This window comes from Stenotrophomonas rhizophila (assembly GCF_000661955.1).
Classification (GTDB): domain Bacteria; phylum Pseudomonadota; class Gammaproteobacteria; order Xanthomonadales; family Xanthomonadaceae; genus Stenotrophomonas; species Stenotrophomonas rhizophila.
This window is the reverse complement of the sequence record NZ_CP007597.1, coordinates 718083-736911: the sequence shown is the minus strand read 5'-3', so window position 1 is coordinate 736911 and position 18829 is coordinate 718083. Positions and strand designations below refer to the sequence as shown.

The 18829-nt window shown below is 68.3% G+C and carries 12 protein-coding genes; 4 read left to right on the top strand and 8 right to left on the bottom strand.

All coding sequences use genetic code 11. From position 1 onward, the window contains the following. Window positions 1–172 precede the first annotated feature (172 nt). On the top strand, window positions 173–1393 hold the full coding sequence (locus DX03_RS03100) for a multifunctional CCA addition/repair protein (protein ID WP_038686241.1): 1221 nt from the start codon (window positions 173–175) through the stop codon (window positions 1391–1393). Window positions 1394–1447: 54 nt separating this feature from the next. On the opposite strand, the gene DX03_RS03095 is transcribed toward DX03_RS03100, so the two are convergent. From DX03_RS03095 to DX03_RS03065, 7 genes are all read right to left on the bottom strand, one after another. After that, a complete protein-coding gene (locus DX03_RS03095; protein ID WP_038686240.1) occupies window positions 1448–2491 on the bottom strand; it encodes a S41 family peptidase in 1044 nt (347 codons plus the stop codon). 147 nt (window positions 2492–2638) lie between these two features. Next, the gene (locus tag DX03_RS03090; protein WP_244880173.1) at window positions 2639–5632 is read right to left on the bottom strand and encodes an autotransporter family protein; all 2994 of its coding nucleotides are present in this window, start codon (window positions 5630–5632) and stop codon (window positions 2639–2641) included. Window positions 5633–5750: 118 nt separating this feature from the next. Beyond that, entirely contained in the window at window positions 5751–6818 is a 1068-nt protein-coding gene (locus DX03_RS03085) for an acyltransferase family protein (protein WP_038686239.1), read from the bottom strand. Further along, window positions 6815–7963, bottom strand: coding sequence for an N-acetylglucosamine-6-phosphate deacetylase (nagA, locus tag DX03_RS03080; RefSeq protein ID WP_038686238.1), 1149 nt, complete (start codon window positions 7961–7963; stop codon window positions 6815–6817). The genes DX03_RS03085 and nagA overlap by 4 nt, the downstream gene beginning before the upstream one ends. Beyond that, entirely contained in the window at window positions 7963–8991 is a 1029-nt protein-coding gene (locus DX03_RS03075; protein ID WP_038686236.1) for an SIS domain-containing protein, read from the bottom strand. Before DX03_RS03075 ends, nagA begins: the two co-directional genes overlap by 1 nt. A gap of 6 nt (window positions 8992–8997) precedes the next feature. Further along, window positions 8998–10065, bottom strand: a complete 1068-nt coding sequence (locus DX03_RS03070; RefSeq protein ID WP_038691819.1) for a LacI family DNA-binding transcriptional regulator — start codon at window positions 10063–10065, stop codon at window positions 8998–9000. A gap of 42 nt (window positions 10066–10107) precedes the next feature. Next, on the bottom strand, window positions 10108–11400 hold the full coding sequence (locus DX03_RS03065; protein WP_038686234.1) for a sugar MFS transporter: 1293 nt from the start codon (window positions 11398–11400) through the stop codon (window positions 10108–10110). Window positions 11401–11768: 368 nt separating this feature from the next. On the opposite strand from DX03_RS03065, the gene DX03_RS03060 reads away from it, so the two are divergent. The 3 genes from DX03_RS03060 to DX03_RS03050 all read left to right on the top strand — a co-directional run bounded on the left by DX03_RS03060 (window position 11769) and on the right by DX03_RS03050 (window position 18054). Continuing rightward, a complete protein-coding gene (locus DX03_RS03060; RefSeq protein WP_051598729.1) occupies window positions 11769–12788 on the top strand; it encodes a glucokinase family protein in 1020 nt (339 codons plus the stop codon). Window positions 12789–12927: 139 nt separating this feature from the next. After that, window positions 12928–15621 (top strand): TonB-dependent receptor, encoded by a 2694-nt coding sequence (locus tag DX03_RS03055; RefSeq protein WP_038686232.1) that lies wholly within the window; start codon window positions 12928–12930, stop codon window positions 15619–15621. A gap of 96 nt (window positions 15622–15717) precedes the next feature. Continuing rightward, the gene (locus DX03_RS03050; RefSeq protein WP_038686229.1) at window positions 15718–18054 is read left to right on the top strand and encodes a family 20 glycosylhydrolase; all 2337 of its coding nucleotides are present in this window, start codon (window positions 15718–15720) and stop codon (window positions 18052–18054) included. A gap of 385 nt (window positions 18055–18439) precedes the next feature. Here DX03_RS03050 and DX03_RS03045 read toward each other — a convergent pair whose 3' ends face one another. Beyond that, window positions 18440–18829 carry a VanZ family protein gene (locus tag DX03_RS03045; protein ID WP_038686227.1) on the bottom strand — a complete coding sequence of 130 codons (390 nt, stop codon included), beginning with the start codon at window positions 18827–18829 and terminating at the stop codon, window positions 18440–18442.

Genomic DNA, 18829 nt, shown 5'->3' with positions numbered 1-18829 from the left:
CCTCGCATTGCCCGAAGATTCCCAGGAGCCGGCCAGCGGCCGGCACTACGTTATTGTCTGGATTCTTGGCGAGCCGGCCAGCGGCCGGCACTACCTCATTGTCCGAGCGAGCCGGCCAGCGGCCGGCACTACCGGTTGGCGTCGCGTTGGCCCACTGCGGCATCATGGGCGCATGAAGATCTATCTTGTTGGCGGCGCCGTACGCGACCGCCTGTTGCAGCAGACCCCCGGTGACCGCGACTGGGTGGTGGTGGGCGCCACCCAAGCGGACATGGAAGCGCAGGGCTACAAGGCCGTGGGTCGCGACTTCCCCGTGTTCCTGCACCCCCACACCGGCGAGGAATACGCCCTGGCGCGCACCGAGCGCAAATCCGGGCGCGGCTATCGCGGCTTCGTGGTCGATGCCGACCCGTCAGTGACGCTGGAAGACGACCTGCTGCGCCGCGACTTCACCATCAACGCAATCGCCTGCGACGAGGCCACCGGTACGCTGGTGGACCCGTATGGCGGTGCGCGCGACATCGAGCAGCGCATCCTGCGCCACGTGGGCCCCGCATTCGTGGAAGACCCGCTGCGGGTACTGCGCGCGGCGCGCTTCATGGCCCGCTTTGCGCCGTTCGGTTTCACCGTGGCCCCCGAAACCCTGGCCCTGATGCGCCAGATCGCCGACAGCGGCGAGCTCGATGCGCTGGTGCCCGAGCGCGTCTGGCAGGAACTGCGCCGCGTGCTGCGCAGCGCCCAGCCGTCGGCCTTCCTGCGCACGTTGCACGAGACCGGCGCCCTGCGCGCGATCCTGCCCGAGCTGGAAGCGCTGTATGGCGTGCCGCAACGGGCCGAATTCCATCCCGAAGTGGATACCGGCGTGCACCAGGAAATGGTCAGCGACATGGCCGCGCGATTGGCGCCGGGCGACGACCTGATCGGCTTCGCCGCGCTCACCCACGACCTGGGCAAAGGCCTGACGCCACCGTCGGAATGGCCGCGCCACATCATGCACGAGCAGCGCGGCGTCGCCCCGCTGCATGCCCTGTGCGACCGCCTGAAGGTGCCGCTGGACCACCGCCAGCTGGCCGAAGCGGTGTGCCGCGACCACCTCAACGTGCACCGCATCGATGAACTGCGCGATGCCACCGTCCTGGAACTTTTGGGCCGCTGCGACGGCTTCCGCCGCCCGGAGCGCATCGCGCAGATCGCGCTGTGCTGCGAGGCCGACAAGCGGGGCCGGCTGGGGTTTGAAGACAGCGATTATCTGCAGGGCGCAACGCTCACGCGCCTGCACCAGGCGGCGCTGGCGATCCAGGCGCGCGACCTGGACCTCACCCACCTGAAGGGACCGGCAGTGGGTGAAGCGCTGGCCAAAGCGCGTACGCGGGCGATTGCGACGGTGCGTTGAACGTCTGCGCCCCTGCGGCCCGTGCATCAACGGGCCAGCGCGGCGCATCCGATTTCAGCGTGCATCCACCACGGCAGCGGCCTGTTTGCAGGCCGGCTGCGCAAGCAGCCATTCGCGCGCCACCGCGGCCGCGTCCTGCCCTGGGGTCACCGTGACGTCAGGCTGCAGGCGGTTGCCATCGCCTACGCCGTTGCGGTCGGCCATCACGCTGCCGGTCAACAGCAGCATGCTGCCATCGGGCAGACGCTGCGGGGTATTGGAGGTGGAATAGCCGGCACTGGGCTGGCCGAAGCTGCGCGACGCTGCCCGGCCGCGGAAGGCCAGCACCGATGCCTCGCCGGAACTGGCAGTGCGCGGCCCGAACAGGACGGCCACCGGAGCGCCCGGGTGGCGCAGTGTGTACCGCGTGTTGCTCGATCCCAACATCCCGTTCCCGTCCGACCAGATCGTGCCATCGCGATACGCCCACGGCTGCTGTTTGTCCGCGCGAAGGGACATGCCGACCGGATCACTTCCCTTGGCATCGCCCAGCAACGGGCCCAGGCCAAGCAGCATCGGCCACATGTTGCCGCCACTGTTGCCGCGCAGGTCGACCACCCAGCCACAGCGATTACCATCGTCCTGTTCCTGGATGCGCGCCTGCAGCGCAATGGCGGCCTGCTTGCGGGCCTGGTACTGCACTTCCTGGGGCTGGGTCTGGTCGTCCATGTAGGCGCCCACCTTGATCCACCCCAGCCGCGCTGTCGGTCCGGTGCTGGCGTCCTCTGTCTGAAGGGGCGCAGCGCCCATCGCTGCCTGCGTGGCCGGTGCGCGTTTCGACTCCGTGCGCAACTGGCTGGGCGATATCCATCGCCCGTGCCCGCCACTGCTGCGCTGGATCACATCGTCCAGCAACCGCCGCGTCTGCGCCGGGTCGCCCGCAGCCGCCAACTCCGCGCGAGCCTTGGACCAGTCCACGCGGTCGCGATACAGCGACTGCTGCTGCAGCAGATCCAGGATCCGCGCCTGTGCCTCGGCACTGGGTACGTCCTGCGCGTGTGCAGCGCCACTTGCCGTTGCTAGCGCCACCATCAACAGCCAACCACGTCCTGCGATCATCGTGCTACATCCGTGTAGTGAAGAGGCCGCAGCTTAGCGCTGCACGCGGGCATTGGTACAGTGCGCCGTTCGCATAACCAGCGACGCATGCCACCGCATCGCCGGTTCCGTCCAGCGTGCCGCCACGGATCGCTACCGGCCGTCGCCCTACCAGTCCAGCCGCAGCCCGATATTGCCTTCTATCACCTTGCGTTCCTTGCGTGCGCTGCTTTCGAGGTCACGTGTGTAATCGGCTACCGCAAACGCGCTGACGTTGCTGTTGAAACGCGCCACCACGCCCACGCCCACTTCCAGCGCACGCGCATCCTGCTGGTTGAGGATGCGATTGCTGTCGAAATCGATGCGGTCCTCGCCGTCCAGGGTCTGCCAGTAATTGAGCTTGATGTACGGCTGCCAGCCGTTGCCGGCAATGTCGTAGTCGGCAGCCAGGCGCAGGCCGACGCGTCCGGTCCAGGCGTTGTCGTTGTCAAAGCGCAGCGCGGACACCGCGTCGCCGGCATCGTCCACCGACGTGCGCTGCCAGATCACCTGCAGCTGGGGTTCCAGCCACCACGCACTCTGCCCGAACCGCAGCAGCGGCTTGCCCACTTCCAGCGAGGCGGTGGTGCCATCGCCGCGCACGTCGATGCCCAGCCCGCGCGAGGACGTTGCGTCGCCGTCGTAGCGGCTCTGCATCACCACCGCGTCCAGGTAGCCACCGGCGCTGCCGGCGCGGGTCCAGTACAGGCCCACGTGTTTGTCATCCAGCCGCGTGCGGCCCACCGCGACGTTTTCCCAGCCGATCGCAAAACCGGTCACGTTGCCCTGCGCGCGGGTGCGCCCGACGAATACGCCGAACTGGTCGCGATGGCTATCGGCCGCGTTGGCATACAGGTCCAGGCCGGCCTGAATGCCTTGGATATCGCCATCGAAGCCGGGCTGCGCGTCGCCGTCCCACTGCTGTTCGTGGCTCTGCCCCACCAGCCGCGCCCAGGCCGCACGCACGCCGCCCTGCCCGGCCAGCAGACGCTGCTCGCCCTGCCGTTCGTGGAAGGTGCCCAGGCTGGCCAGGCTGGTTTCGCGCAGCAGCGGCGGCACCACCGAGTACAAGCCGGTCTCGAAGCGGTACAACGGAATGATGTCGCCCTGCGCGGGGCGCGCACCGGGCGTGGGCGGCACCGCCAGCGGCCCGGGCACCCCGGCCACGTCGGTGGGCACCGGCGGCGGGGTATCGATGCTGGGCGGCGCGACGTCGGCGGGATCGGCCGGCTCGGGCGGCGGGGCCGGCTCGGGTGCGGCCGGGTTGGGATCATCCGGCGGATTGACGTCCGGCGGCGGCGGCGGTGCAGGCGGCAGGTCGACCGGCGGCGTGCCGGTACTGTCCGGCGGCGGCGGTGGCAACGTGGTGCCCCCGCCCGGGGGCGGCGCGGGTGCGGGGGTGACGCTGGCCACCAGGGTCGAGCGCAGGTACCAGTTCTCGGCCGTGCCGCCGCTGACCCCGCCCTTGAACAGGAAGTACTCGTACGCACCGGCGGCGACCGGGTTGTACAGCGCGAACGCGGTGGGCGCGGTGGTGGCGCCGTTGATCGCCTGCACCACCAGGATGCCGTCAGCCACGGTGGACGCACCGGCGCCGCCGGCGTTGAGGATGCCGACGCCGGTGGTGCCGCTGGCGCTGCCGGTGGAGATCACCAGCTTGTCCGACGCCGAACTGTCATCGCCCAGCACCGTGTTGAGATACAGCGCGCCGCCATTGCCGACGTAATTGCCGACCACGGTGAAGGTGTCGCCCACGCCGCCGCCGTTGCTCAGATCGATGCGGCCGGCGTTGGTGAGCGTGGCCAGCTGCCCGGTCGTGAACGGTGCGACGCCGCCGTTGCTGCCACCGCCGAACACCGCGCTGGTGGCATCGATGTCCAGGCGGCCGGTGCCGCTGGCGCTGTCGCCCAGCACCAGGGTGCCGTCGAAGGCCAGCTGGGTGTCGTCGCGCAGCGCCACCTGTTCCCAGTTGGCAAAGCGCGCCACGCCGCCGGTCTTGACGTTGTCGAAGCCGAGCACGTCGTTGCCCAGCCCAGCGTCGAACACCGGCAGTGCGCCCAGGTGGGCGCTGTTGAGGTTGGTCAGCTGCGCGACGTCATCGCCTTCGCCGAAATCGATGGCGCCGTGCACCACGCCGCCGCCGTTCCAGGTCAGGCTGTCGTTGCCGAAGCTCAGCCGGATCTCGCCGCGCACGGTGCCGCCGGTGATGGTCACCGCGTCGTCGCCGCCACTCACGCTGATGTTGCCGCCGATGTAGCCGTCGGACAGCACGATGGTGTCGCGACCGAAACCGGTCACCAGGTTGCCGTCGATGGTGCCGCCGGACATCAGGAAGGTGTTGTCGTCCAGCTTCATGTTGACCCGGCCGATGCGGCCGCCGGTCATTTCGGCGTAGTCGCCATCGTCGAACGCGCCGACGATGCGGCCGCCGGTCATGCGGAAGCGGTCCAGCGCATCGCCCTGCAGCAGCGCGCCGATGCTGCCGCCGGTCATCAGGAAGGTGTCGATGCCCGAGCCCTGCTGCACCGTGCCGGTCACGCTGCCGCCGCTGATCTCCAGGCTGTCCTCGCCATCGCCCTGGTCGACGCTGTCGATCACGCCGTCGCGGATCACCAGCGCGTCGTTGCCTGCGCCCTGCAGCACGCCGCCCTGGATGCTGCCGCCGAGCATGTCGATGCGGTCGTTGCCGGCACCGGACACGACCCCGCCCGTGCTGCCGGCAATGGTGCCGCGGTTGACCAGGTAGGTGGCCCCGTTGAGCTGCAGCGCGCGGCCGGCGTTGGCGATGATGCTGCCATTGTTGTTGATGACATGCCCGGTGCCGGCCTGCACGGTGATGGCATTGCCGCTGGCGATACCGAGCTGCGCGTTGGTCAGCACGTTGACCGTGGTGTTGGACGCGCCGCCGGCGGTGATGATCGGCACCGGATCCGGATTGGGCGCTGCGGTCGAGCAGGTCACTGTCTGGCCCTGACCGGGCGCGGGGTTGTCACAGCCGGCCCAGGCCGGCGCGGTACCGGCCAGCAGGACCGTACCCAGCGCGCCCCCACAGCCCCGACGCAGCCAATGTGAAATACGGTCTGCCAGCACGGTGCGTGCCGGCGAAACGGGCATCGAGCGCATACGCCTTTCCTGTTCAACAAGAGGGGGTACGGCAACGGCCCAGTGCTTCTACGCAGACCGGCGTCAGTACTTTTGCCGCCGCGCCGTGATGGGCGGGTAAACGTACGGGACGCCCATCCTAGATTTTGAGGTAGATGCGCCGCGCGTCCAGCGCCCACACCACGCCCCACCACACCATCACGAAGCCCAGCGCACACAGCAGCGAGGCCAGTGCGGGGGCTGTCGGCAGCAGCGCCGACAGCGTCTGGTACAACCATCCCCACGCGCCGCTGGCCATCAGCAGCAGGGCCATCGCCGACGAGCCGAGGTAGGCGGCAATGGCGTTGACGCCGAAGCGTCGGCCCAGTGCCGGCGCACCCCAGCGATCCACCAGCAGGTGGGCCAGCAGCAAGGCCGCCACCGACAGCCCGCCCGTCCACAGCACGAAACTGGGGGTCCACAGCTGCTTGTTGAGGGGCAGCCACAGCGCGGCCACGCCGCCCAGGAGCAGGCATGCCGTTGCCAGCGCCGCCAGCCCACCCACCTGCCCCGCCCGCAGCCACGCGCCCGCACGCAGCCCCAGCAGCGTGCTGGCGAGCGCGCCCAGGCTGCTCAGCAGCCCTTCGGGGTCGTGGCCGAGCCCGGTCAGCGGGTCGTACTTGTAAAGGAACGGCGCGAACAACGTCGTATCCAGGCGGCTGGCCGGGTTGACCCACGGTGCCAGCGAATCGGCCCCCAGCAGGATCGCCGCGTACGCAAGGAGCAGCCCGACCAGCACCGCCCATTGCGTGCGCGCGCGCGTCTGGATCGCCAGCAGCCCGACCACCGCCACGCACAACGCGATCCGCTGCAGCACGCCCCACAGCCGGTAGGCCGGCAGGTCCATCAGCCACCACGCCAGCAGGTGCAGCACCGCGCCGGCCACCGCGATGCGCAGCGCACGCTGCAGCAGGCCACTGCGCAGGGCCGGGCGCAACGCCGGCTCGCCCGCGCGCGGCGACAGGCTGAAGGCCATCGACACGCCGGCAATGAACAGGAACAGCGGGAAGATCAGGTCGGTGGGCGTGAAGCCGTGCCAGTCCGCATGCAGCAGCGGTGCATACACATGGCCCCAGTCGCCGGGGTTGTTGACCAGCAGCATCGCCGCCACGGTCAGCCCGCGCAGGGCATCGATCGAGCCCATGCGTGGCGATGGGGAGGCGGTCATGCGTCCTCGCGCTCGCCGGCAATCCAGGTGGCGCGCACCTGCAGCGCGTCGTCGAGCAGCACCAGGTCGGCCTGGTAGCCCTCGGCGATCTCGCCCAAGCGGTCGTCCAGATTGAGGAACTGCGCCGGGTAACGCGAGGCCATACGTGCGGCCTCGTCCAGCGGCAGGCCAAGCAGGTGCACCGCGTTGCGCACCGCCGTGGCCATGTCCAGCGCCGAGCCCGCCAGCGAACCGGCGGCATTGCGCACCACGCCGTCCACGGCCGTGATCACTTCGCCATACAGCTCATAGCTGGGGCTGTCGGCACCCACCGGCGGCATCGCGTCGGTGACCAGCATCACCTTGCCGCGCGGCTTGGCCGCCAGCGCCACGCGCAGGCTGGCCGGGTGCACGTGCACGCCGTCGGCGATGATGCCGATCCAGCTGTCGCGGTCTTCCAGCGCCGCGCCCACCGCACCCGGCTCGCGCCCGGTCAACGGCGACATCGCGTTGTACAGATGGGTGAAACCGCGGATGCCCGCATCCAGCCCGGCGCGCGCTTCTTCGTAACTGGCGGCGGTATGCCCGGCGGCCACGATCACGCCGCGTTCGACCAGCGCGCGGATGCTCTCCAGCGGCACCCGTTCGGGGGCCAGCGTCAACAGCGTCACGCCGTTGTCGAGCGAGGCCGCCATCGCGATCTCGTCGGCGTCGGGCACGCGGAATTTGTTGGCGTCGTGCGTGCCCTTGCGCGCCGGCGCGATGTACGGGCCTTCCAGGTGGATGCCGAGCACGCCGGGCACGCCCTGCGCGATGGCCGCGCGGGTGGCGTCGATCGCGCGGCGCATCACCTGCACGTCGTCGCTGATCAGCGTGGGCAGCAGCCCGGTGGTGCCAAAGCGACGGTGCGCGGCTGCCAGCGTGCGCAGGCTGTCCACGTCGGGCGTGTTGTTGAACAGCACGCCGCCGCCACCGTTGACCTGCGCGTCGATGAAGCCCGGCAGCAGCCAGCCGCCGCCCAGGTCCACCTGTTCGTCGGCGCTGCCCAGTTGCGGGGCCGCGTCGGACACCAGCGCAGTGATGCGACCGTCTTCGATGACGACCGCCAGGTCGTCGCGGAACTCATCGCCGGCCAGGATCCGGGCATTGCGCAGGACGGTTTTCATCAGACGGTTTCCGTCACCTTGTTCAGATGCGGCGGCAGGTCCGGGTTGTGCCCGCGGCGCAGCGCCAGTGCGTTGATCGCACGATAGAACGCCTGCACGGTAAGCAGCGGTGCGCAGGCCGGGTGCGGGGCAACCGGCAGTGCAAGGTCGCCATCGACGTCGGCCAGCCACACCTGCGCGTCGCGCGCGCCAAACTCCTTCAGCACCGCGCGGGTGCCCGCGCCGGTTTCATCGGGCTGGGCAAACGCCAGCACCGGGAAGCCCGGGCCCACCAGCGCCATCGGGCCATGCTTCACTTCGGCCGAGCTGTAGGCTTCGGCATGCAGGCCGCAGGTTTCCTTGAACTTCAGCGCGGCTTCCTGGGCCGCGCCCAGGCCCAGGCCACGGCCGAGCACGAACAGGTTGTGCGCCGGCACCAGGCCGTCGGTCAGCGCCGACCAGTCGCTGTTCCAGGCCTGGCGCAGCGCATCGGGCAGCGCCCGGAGTGCGGCGATCAGTGCCGCGTCCTGGCTCCAGTAGGCCACCAGCTGCAGGATCGCCGACAACGAGGCCAGGTAGCTCTTGGTCGCCGCCACGCTGCGTTCGGCACCGGCCCCGAGCGGGATCACCGTTTCGGCCAGCTGCGCCAGCGGCGAATCCTCCACGTTCACCAGCGCCACCACGCGCGCACCGGCCGCGCGCGCGGCCTCGGCGTTGCGCAGCAGGTCCGGGCTCTTGCCCGACTGCGAAATGACGATGTACAGCGCGCCCCGCAGTTTCAGCGGCGCTTCGTAGACCGAGCCCACCGACGGCGAGGCCGACGCGGTGACCAGGCCCAGCCGGGTTTCCAGCAGGTACTTGGCGTAGGTGGCGGCATGGTCCGAGCTGCCCCGCGCGCAGGTCACCACGAACGGCGGCGGCGCCGCGCGCAGGCTGGCGACCAGCGTTTCCACCGCCACCTGGTTGCGCGCGAACTGCGCGGCAATCACGTCGGCAGCTTCGGCGGCTTCGCGGTACATCAGGGTGTCGTGGGGAGCAGGCAGGGACATGGGAACTCAGGTGGTTTCAGGGGAAGGAGGGCGCGCGCCGGTCGGGCGCATCGGCGCGGTGGAACCACGCACCACCAGCTGCGGCACGAAGCCCTGGTTCTGCAGCTGCAGCGGTGCGTCGTCGTAGGCATCGCTGCGCAGCTGGGCGATCAGCAACCGCGCCGCATGCCGGGCGATGTCTTCGGTGGCCTGCTTGGCGGTGGTCAGCGGCGGCCACGACTGGCGCGAGAACGGGCTGTCCTCGAAGCCGGCAATGGACAGGTCGTAAGGCACGTTCATGCCCGCCGACTTGGCCGCGGCCAGCACGCCGGCGGCGATTTCATCGTTGGAGCCGAAGATCGCGGTGGGCGGTTCGCGCAGCGCCAGCAGCCGGCGTGCGCCGCGGAAGCCGTCGTCGAAGGTGTAGTCGCCCTGCACCACCAGGTGCTTGTCGATGCTCATGCCGTAGTCGCGCAGCGCCGCTTCGTAGCCGGCATAGCGTTCGCCGCTGGACCGGTGCGAGGTGCCGCCCCACAGGAAGCCGATGCGCTGGTGGCCCAGCTGGATCAAATGCTCAGTGATTTCATAGGCCGCTTCGCGGTCATCGACGAACACGCACGCGCCGTCTTCGGGGTCGGCGGTGGCGGCGATGATGCGCACCAGCTTGATGCCGCGTGCCGTCAACGCCGCCACCAGGTCGCGGCGTTCGGACATCGGCGCGGTCAGTACCAGCCCGGCCAGGCGCGAACGCTGCACCCAGTCGGCCAGCTCTTCGGCCAGCATCGGCGAACTGGAATCGCAGGGATGGATCTGCAACCCGAAGCCGGTCTCGCGGCAGGCCGCCAGCACACCGTTCTGCACGCCGATGATGTGGTACGGGTTGGGGTTGTCGTAGACCAGCCCGACCACCAGCGTGGTGCCGGTGCGCAGGTTGCGCGCGGCGGGATCGGGCTCGTAATCCAGCTCGGCGATCGCGCGCAGGACGCGCGCGCGGGTGGCCTGCATCACCGACGGCTCGTTGTTGATGACCCGCGATACCGTCTTCAGCGACACCTTGGCCCGCTCAGCCACATCCTTGATGGTCGCTCTGCGCATGCTCTTTTCCTGCCGGTCCGGTTGGACGTCCATGATCGCCGATCACTGGCCGTCGCGGGGCAGGCCGGCCCGATGGCCGCGCACCGAATAGAACAGGATGTACAGGTAGCACGGCACCATCAGCCCGGCGAACACCCACTGGAAGTCGAAGTGCTGCTTGAGCACGGCAAAGGCCTGCGGAATGATCGCGCCGCCGGCAATGGCCATCACCAGCAGCGCCGAGCCGGTTTCGGTGAACCGCCCCAGGCCGCGGATGGCCAGCGGGAAGATCGCCGGCCACATCATGGCGTTGGCAAAGCCCAGCGCGGCCACGAAGCCCACCGACACGTAGCCGTGGCTGAGCAGTGCGCCGATGCAGAACACCACGCCCAGCACTGCCGAGACGCTCAGGTAGCGCGACTGCGAAACCACGTGCGGGATCAACGCCAGCCCGGCCAGGTAGCCGACCAGCATCGCGCCCAGGGTGATCGAGGTGAACATCTTGGTCTGGTCCAGCGGCAGGTCGAAGCCGTGGCCGTAGGTGCCGATCGCATCGCCGGCCATCACCTCCACGCCCACGTACACGAACAGGCACAGCACGCCCAGCCACAGGTGCGGGAACTGGAAGATGCTGGTGCGTTCGGCGGTGCCGGGCGCGCGCGCCGGGGTGGCGTTGGCTTCGGCGGTTTTCAGTTCGGGCAGCGGCGAGAACAGCACGCCCACCGCCAGCACCACCAGCAGCCCGGCCATGGCCATGTAGGGCATCTGGATCTTGGCGGCGAAGGTATCCAGCAGCACGGTCTTGGTGGCCGCATCGGCCACTTTCACCTGCGCGTCCAGGTCGCCGATGCCATGCAGCACCAGCGTGCCGATCAGCACCGGGGCCAGCATGCCGGCGATCTTGTTGCAGATGCCCATCAGCGCGATGCGCCGCGCCGCGGTCTCGATCGGGCCCAGGATGCTGATGTACGGGTTCACTGCGGTCTGCAGCAGGGCCAGCCCACTACCGATGATGAACAGGCCGCTGAGCGCCCCCGGGTACCAGCGCTGCTGGGCGAAGTGGGCAAACACCACCGCGCCGGCGGCCATCACCAGCAGGCTCAGGCTCAAGCCCTTCTTCATGCCGGTGCGCTTGAGGATCCACGAGGCCGGCAGCGCCAGGAAGAAGTAGGACAGGTAGAACACCATCAGCACCAGGAAGGCGCCGACCTCGTCCAGCTCGAAGGCCAGTTTGACGAAGGTGATCAACGGCCCGTTGAGCCAGGTGAAGAAACCGATCAGGAAGAACAGCACGCCGATGATCAGGATCGAAGTAAGCACGCTCGAACGCGCGGAGGCAGCAGGCACGGCAGACATCAAGAAAGCTCCTGCATCGGCGGGTCGCGATGGCGCGCCGGAAGAGTGGCTGGGAACAACGTTGTCACATTTATTCGTCGCCGCTGCCGGGTTTGTCAACAAGCGGTTTTCATCACGGTGCCGATCCGCGCCGTGCTGCACCTGCGCAGATCGCACGCCCCGCCACGCTTGACGGTCCCCGGCCCCGCCATTTCAGGCAGGTTGCAAAAACATGGCGGGCAATGGATGAAAACGTTTTCTGATGACAGCGCCCGCTGCGGCGCAACATCGAAAGTCTGAGGTTATCGTTGACATCGTTGTCAGAACGATTACAGACTCCGCCTCAATCGCCGGGTCGGACCGGTCCTGCACAATCCAAGGGAGCCCGTGTGACCGCAGCCGCCCACTCTGTACCGGCCCATGCCCTGCCCGCCGCGGTGCCGCCGTTCCTGGCCGCCGATGTGGGTGGCACGCATGTCCGGGTGGCCCGGGTGCAGGCCAGCGCCCAGCCGGACCATCCGGTGCAGCTGCTGGAATACCGCAAGTTCCGCAATGCCGATTACCCCGGGCTGAGCGCGATCCTGGCCGAGTTCCTCGGTACCGGCGAGCGCCCGGCGCACTGCGTGGTGGCCACCGCCGGCGTTGCCCGGCTGGACGGCACCGTGATCAGCGCCAACCTGCCGTGGCCGTTGTCGGCGCGCCGGATCGAACAGGACGTGGGCCTGGACCAGGTCTACATCGTCAACGACTTTGAAGCGGTGGCCTATGCCGCCGCGCAGGTGGACGCCAGCGGTGTGTTGCAGCTGACCGGCCCGACCACCGCCCCGCGTGGCCCGACCCTGGTGGTCGGCCCGGGGACCGGACTGGGCGCGGCCGTGTGGATTCCCACCGCGCACGGTGCGGTGGTGCTGGCCACCGAAGCCGGCCAGCCCACCCTGGCCACCACCACCGAACTGGAAATGGCGATCGTGCGCCAGATGCAGCGCGAGCATGCGCATGTGTCGGTGGAACACGCCCTGTCCGGCCCCGGCCTGATGAATCTGTATCGCGCCCTGTGTGCCCTCAACGGCGTGGCCCCCACGCTGGCCACGCCCGATGCGATCACCGCCGCGGCCATGGCCAACCAGGACCCGCTGGCGCGCGAAAGCCTGGAGGTGTTCTGCGGCCTGCTCGGCAGCACCATCGGCGACATGGCCCTGCAGTACGGCATCACCGGCGGGGTCTACCTGGCCGGCGGCATCCTGCCGCAGATCCGCGAATTCCTGTTGAACAGCAGTTTCGTGCGCCGGTACCTCAACAAGGGGCCGATGCGCGAGGCGCTGGAACGCATTCCCGTGAAGGTGGTCGAGCACGGGCAGCTGGGCGTCATCGGCGCCGCCAGCTGGTACCTGGGACACCGGGACGCCTGATCGGTCCTGCAACACCGAAAACGCAGCACGCACTACGTGGCACGCCATCGTCGGGATGCACCGCATCCCCGGCAGGGCACCGCGCAACCGTAAGACGAACGCCGCAGCCGGCAACCATCGAGTGATGAGGAGAGACATCATGAACACCCGCAAGACCCTGCTTTCTGCAGCGATCGTCAGCTGCCTTGCCTTCAGTGCCCACGCGCAGCAGGCCCCGACCGCCACCGACCTGGACACCGTGCAGGTCACCGGCATCCGCGGCTCGATGGAGAAGTCCCTCGATACCAAGCGTGAGGCCAATGCACGCCTGGAAGTGGTCACCGCCGAAGACGTCGGCAAGCTGCCGGCGCACAACGTCGCCGACACCCTGCAGCGCTTGCCCGGCGTCAACATCAGCTCGTCCAGCGCCGACGAAGGCGGCTTCGATGAAGCCGACCGCGTCAGCCTGCGCGGCACCAGCCCCAGCCTCACCCAGACCCTGATCAACGGCCACACGGTCGGCTCGGCCGACTGGTTCGTGCTCAGCCAGGGCAGCAACGTCGGCCGCAGCGTCAGCTACACCCTGCTGCCGTCCGAACTGGTCAGCTCGGTGGAAGTGAACAAGTCCTCGCAGGCCAAACTGCAGGATGGCGGCACCACCGGTACCGTCAACATCATCACCCGCAAGCCGCTGGAGTTCGCCAAGCAGATCACGGCCGAAGCCTCGATCGGCGCGGTGCGCTCGGACCAGGCCAAGTCCAATGATCCGCAGCTGTCGGGTCTGTTCAACTACAAGAACGACGAAGGCACCTTCGGCGTGATGGTGCAGGCCTTCAGCCAGAAGCGCGAGCTGCGCCGTGAGGCACAGGAGATTCCGTCGGGCTTCTTCAAGATCGACCCGAACGGCACCGTCGCCCAGAGCAATCCGGATCTGGCTGGCGTGTACGCGCCCGCACTGCTGGGTTCGACCCTGTTCGAACAGACCCGCGAGCGCAAGGGCGGCCTGGTGTCGCTGCAGTTCAAGCCAGCCGACAACCTGACCCTGGGCCTGGAAGGCTTCACCTCCAAGCTGGAAGCCAACAACTACAACCGCAACTTCATGTTGTGGGGCGGCAAGATCCTCAACGACGACAAGGACGCCAACGGCGTGATCACCCGCCCGGGCCAGGCACCGCTGCCCGGCTACGTGGTCAAGGATGGCGTGCTCACCAACGCGAACTTCGCCGGCGTGGCCGGTACGCCGTACGCGGTGTACGACATGATCTACCGCGAGGCCTCGGCCAAGAGCAGCTACATCACCGCGGACGCGGACTGGCAGATCAACGACAGCCTGTCGGCCAAGTTCCAGGCCGGCAGCACCAAGGGCACCGGTACCACCCCGCGCCAGTTCATCGCCGAAGTCACCGTGGGTGACGGTGGCGGCGCCAACTGGACCACCCACGGCGCCGGTTCGCCGGTGGACTGGAACGTGGGCGGCAACATCGGCCCCGATGGCGTGACCAGCTTCGGCACCTGGGGCAACCAGGAAGTCACCGCCGAAGACAAGGAAAAGTGGTTCACGGCCGACTTCAGCCAGTACTTCGATACCGGCACGCTGAACTCCATCGACTTCGGCGTGCGCTACGCCGACCACAAGCGTGAAGCCCAGTCGCCGGAAGGCGCCACCCCGGGCGACATCTGGTCGGCGCTGAAGGGCGGTGCCACCGGCAACTTCCCGGGCGGCTTTGCCGGCGGCATCGGCGGCAACTTCCCGCGCAACCTGTGGTACTACACCCCGGGCGCGCTGAAGGATGCCATCCTCAACAACTCCACCTGGCTGGCCGGCAATGATGGCCCGACCGGTCGCCACAACTACGGCGGCGAGTGGAAGGTGGCCGAGAAGAACTTCGCCGGCTACGTGCAGGCCAACTTCAGCGGCGACCGCTGGAGCGGCAACGTCGGCCTGCGCTACGTCAACATCAAGCAGGACATCGACACCTACCAGGCAGTCAGCGATGCGGCCAATGCCGATGTGAGCAGCCTGTTCGGCATGTGGAAGTCGCTGGCGTTCCAGAACAAGCACGACCGCATCCTGCCCAGCGCCAACCTCAAGTTCGACCTGGCCGACGACCTGGTGTTCCGCTTCGCCGCGTCGCAGACCCAGACCCTGGCGGACTTCTCGGCGCTGGGTGCCTCCTCGTGGGGTTCGGACCTGAGCAAGACCGGTGGCGGCGGCAACCCGAACCTGAAGCCGGTGCTGTCCACCAACTTCGACGCCAACCTGGAGTGGTACTTCATGCCGCGCGGCCTGGTGTCCGTCGGTGCCTACTCGATGAACCTGAAGGACTACGTGGCCTTCGGCACGCAGACCCAGATGCTGTACAGCGAACTGACCAACCAGCTGGAGGCCTACCAGGTCGCCGTGCCGGTCAACGCCGACGGCAAGGTCAACGGTCTGGAAGTGGCCTACGAGCAGCCGATCGGCGAGAACTTCGGTGTCAGCGCCAACTACACCTACGCCGATGGCAGCACCTCGCACGTCTGGGACGATGGCAGCAACAACCTGCTGGGTACCTCGAAGAACACCTACAACGTCGGTGCCTACTTCGAGAACGACACCTTTGGTGCCCGCGTCAGCTACACCTACCGTTCCTCGTTCCTGATCGGCCTGAAGGGCGCCAGCCCGTACTACCAGGACGATTTCGGCACCCTGGCACTGTCGCTGAGCTACAAGGCCACCGATTGGATGAGCGTCAGCTTCGATGCGCTGAACCTCAACAACCCGACCCTGAAGTACTACCAGAGTGCGTCGATCCCGAGCGCGTTCTACGAGAACGGTCGCCAGTACTACCTGAACTTCCGCTTCAAGTACTGATCCACGCCACATCCAGCTGCTAGCCTGATCGACGGGCCCGGACCTCCGGGCCCGTTTTTACAGGTGGAACCCGATTCGCTACAAAGGAATGACCCGATGCACACCCGCACCCGTCGTACCTCGCTGTCGCTGCTGTCGTTCGCACTGGCCCTGTCCCTGGCACCGCTCGCGCACGCCACCGATGCACAGGCGCCCGATGGCCCGCGTGCCCGGCCCGACGCGCTGTCGCTGATTCCCGCACCGGCCCACGTGGAACGCCTCGATGGCGCGCCCTTCAAGGTGGAAGCCAGCACCCCGGTGTGGGCGCGCGGCGATGCGGCCACGCGCGTGGCCCGCCAGTTCAGCACGCTGTTGCGCGACAGCGGCGGCCCCACCCTGCAGGTCAATAACGGGAACGGCAAGAACGGCGTCAACTTCGTGCTCAACACCGCGCTGAAGACCGGCGCCGAAGGCTACCAGCTGCGCTCCAACGGCGATGGCGTGACCGTTGCCGCGGCTACCGAAGCCGGCCTGTTCTACGGGGCGGCGACGTTGTCGCAACTGTTCACCAGCAACACCGACGGTGCCTTGCCGGCACTGCGCATCGACGATGCCCCGCGTTTCAGCTGGCGCGGCCTGATGCTCGATTCTGCCCGCCATTTCCAGAGCCTGGACGAGATCAAGCGCGTGCTCGACGCGATGGCCGAACAGAAGCTCAACACTTTCCATTGGCATCTCACCGATGACCAGGGCTGGCGCATGGAGATCAAGCGCTACCCGAAGCTGACTGCGGTCGGCAGCTGCCGCATCCCGGCCGGCGACGGTGGCCGCGACCCTGCCACCGGCGCCGAGCGTCCGTACTGCGGCTTCTACACCCAGGACCAGATCCGCGAGGTGATCGCCTATGCGGCCGCGCGCCATATCCAGGTGATCCCCGAGATCGACGTTCCCGGCCACGCCACCGCGGCGATCGCCGCATATCCGGAACTGGGCACGCTGGATACGCCGCTCAAGCCGTTGAGCGAATGGGGCGTGTTCCCGAACCTGTTCAACACCGAAGAAACCACGTTCACCTTCCTGGAAAACGTGCTGGAAGAAGTCATCGCGCTGTTCCCGTCCAAGTACGTGCACGTGGGCGGCGACGAGGCGGTCAAGGACCAGTGGGAAGCCTCGGCACGCGTACAGGCCCGCATGCGCGACGTGGGCGCAGGCAATGAAATGGAAATGCAGAGTCACCTGATCAAGCGCCTGGAGACCTTCCTGGAGCAGCATGACCGCCGCCTGATCGGGTGGGATGAGATCCTCGAGGGCGGCCTGCCGCCGGAAGCCACGGTGATGTCGTGGCGCGGCACCGAAGGCGGCCTGAAGGCGGCCAGCGAAGGCCACGACGTGGTGATGTCGCCGGTCACCGACATGTACATGGACTACCTGCAGACGACCTCGGACAACGAACCGCCGGGGCGCCCGCTGGTCACCTCGCTGGCGCGCGTGTATGGCTTCGAGCCGGTGCCCGATGCGCTGCCCAAGGACAAGCAGCAGCACATCCTCGGGCTGCAGGCCAACATGTTCACCGAACACACGCGCACCTACGCGCGCCTGCAGCACAACCTGTTCCCGCGCCTGGCCGCAGTGGCCGAGACCGGCTGGTCGCCGCGCGAACGCCGCGACTACGCGGACTTCCTGGCGCGCCTGCCCAACCAGCTGCAGCGCTGGCAGGCAATGGGCATTGCGTATGCACAGACCCCGTTCCAGGTGGAGCAGGACAGCCGCGACGACCGCAAGGCCGGCAGCGCGACGCTGGCGCTGAGCACGCCGCTGGGCTACGAGATCCACTACAGCGTGGATGGCAGCCCGGTCACCGCGCAGTCGCCGCGCTACACCGCACCGCTGACCCAGCCGTTGCCGATCGCGCTGCAGGCCGCCACGTTCTTCAACGGCAAGGCGTTGGCCAATGCCGCCAGCCGCTTCGATATCACGGCCACGTCGTTGCTCACCCGCAACGATCAGCAGCTGGCGATGTGCCCGGGCGAAGGCAAGCTGCTGCTGCGGCTGGAAGACGACGGCCCGGCCGACGGCGAACGCGCCATCTTCAACGTCAACATCTTCAACCCGTGCTGGTTGTGGAAGGACGCCGACGTGGACGGCATCGCCAGGCTGCGTGTGCGGGCCGGGCAGATCCCGTATTACTTCCAGCTGGCCCACGACGAACCGGCGCGGAAATTCAGCCCGGCGCGTAGCGCGCATGGCGAAATGGACGTGCTCAACGGCACCTGCGACGGCGCGCCGCTGGTGAGCGTGCCACTGCCGGCCACGCCGGGCGCCGATGGTTTCATCACGCTGGAGGCGGCGCTGCCGCGGTCGTTGAAGGGCACCCAGGATTTGTGCGTGCGCTTCACCGGCGACACCCGCCCGACCATGTGGGTGGTGGATGAGGTGACGTTGCAGCCGCGTTGATTGCGGCGCGTACCCACCAACGGTGGGTACCTACCCGTGAACCCCGCCCCGGCGTCGGTAGTGCCGGCCGCTGGCCGGCAACCAGGCGATGGTGGGTTCATCCGGTAGTGCCGGCCGCTGGCCGGCAACCAGGCGATGGTGGGTTCATCCGGTAGTGCCGGCCGCTGGCCGGCAACCAGGCGATGGTGGGTTCATCCGGTAGTGCCGGCCGCTGGCCGGCAACCAGGCGATGGTGGGTTCATAAGGAGCCGGCCAGCGGCCGGCACTACCGACGCCGTGGCCTGCGCGCGCTGGATGTTATCGACCTGCTGTTTTGATCGCGCGGGTCGGGGCGCGCGGCGACAGCAATGTCACACGAGTGACGACCAACGGTCGTCACCGCCGTTCACCCGCGCAAACGCAGCAACAGGTCGCGCAACGGGGTGAAGGTGAGGCACAGGCCGGCAACGACACCGATGCTGTTGGCCAGCACGTCCATCGGGTCGGCCATGCGGGTGGCGGTCAGGGCGCCCTGGGCGAACTCGATGCCAATGCCCATACCGACCAGGCCCACGCCCGCCCACACCAGCGCGGCGCGCGTGCGGTAGATCTGCACCGCCGAGCCGGCCAGCAGGAAGTAGGCCAAGAAATGTTCCACCTTGTCGCTGTTGTCCGGCAGCGCCATCGGCGGCAGCCGGACCAGGCAGACGGCGATGGTGGCGGCAATGGCCATCCACCACAGCGCCAGCCAGAACCGCGCAAACCGCAGCGGCTTCAACAGTCCCGTGGCACTCAT

Bases quoted from the DNA above. Each gene is read 5' to 3' on its own strand.
- DX03_RS03085 (WP_038686239.1), bottom strand. From the start codon at position 6,818: ATGACCGCCTCCCCATCGCCACGCATGGGCTCGATCGATGCCCTGCGC.
- DX03_RS03075 (WP_038686236.1), bottom strand. From the start codon at position 8,991: ATGTCCCTGCCTGCTCCCCACGACACCCTGATGTACCGCGAAGCCGCC.
- DX03_RS03045 (WP_038686227.1), bottom strand. From the start codon at position 18,829: ATGAGTGCCACGGGACTGTTGAAGCCGCTGCGGTTTGCGCGGTTCTGG.
- DX03_RS03050 (WP_038686229.1), top strand. From the start codon at position 15,718: ATGCACACCCGCACCCGTCGTACCTCGCTGTCGCTGCTGTCGTTCGCA.
- DX03_RS03100 (WP_038686241.1), top strand. From the start codon at position 173: ATGAAGATCTATCTTGTTGGCGGCGCCGTACGCGACCGCCTGTTGCAG.
- DX03_RS03070 (WP_038691819.1), bottom strand. From the start codon at position 10,065: ATGCGCAGAGCGACCATCAAGGATGTGGCTGAGCGGGCCAAGGTGTCG.
- nagA (WP_038686238.1), bottom strand. From the start codon at position 7,963: ATGAAAACCGTCCTGCGCAATGCCCGGATCCTGGCCGGCGATGAGTTC.
- DX03_RS03095 (WP_038686240.1), bottom strand. From the start codon at position 2,491: ATGATCGCAGGACGTGGTTGGCTGTTGATGGTGGCGCTAGCAACGGCA.
- DX03_RS03055 (WP_038686232.1), top strand. From the start codon at position 12,928: ATGAACACCCGCAAGACCCTGCTTTCTGCAGCGATCGTCAGCTGCCTT.
- DX03_RS03090 (WP_244880173.1), bottom strand. From the start codon at position 5,632: ATGCGCTCGATGCCCGTTTCGCCGGCACGCACCGTGCTGGCAGACCGT.
- DX03_RS03065 (WP_038686234.1), bottom strand. From the start codon at position 11,400: ATGTCTGCCGTGCCTGCTGCCTCCGCGCGTTCGAGCGTGCTTACTTCG.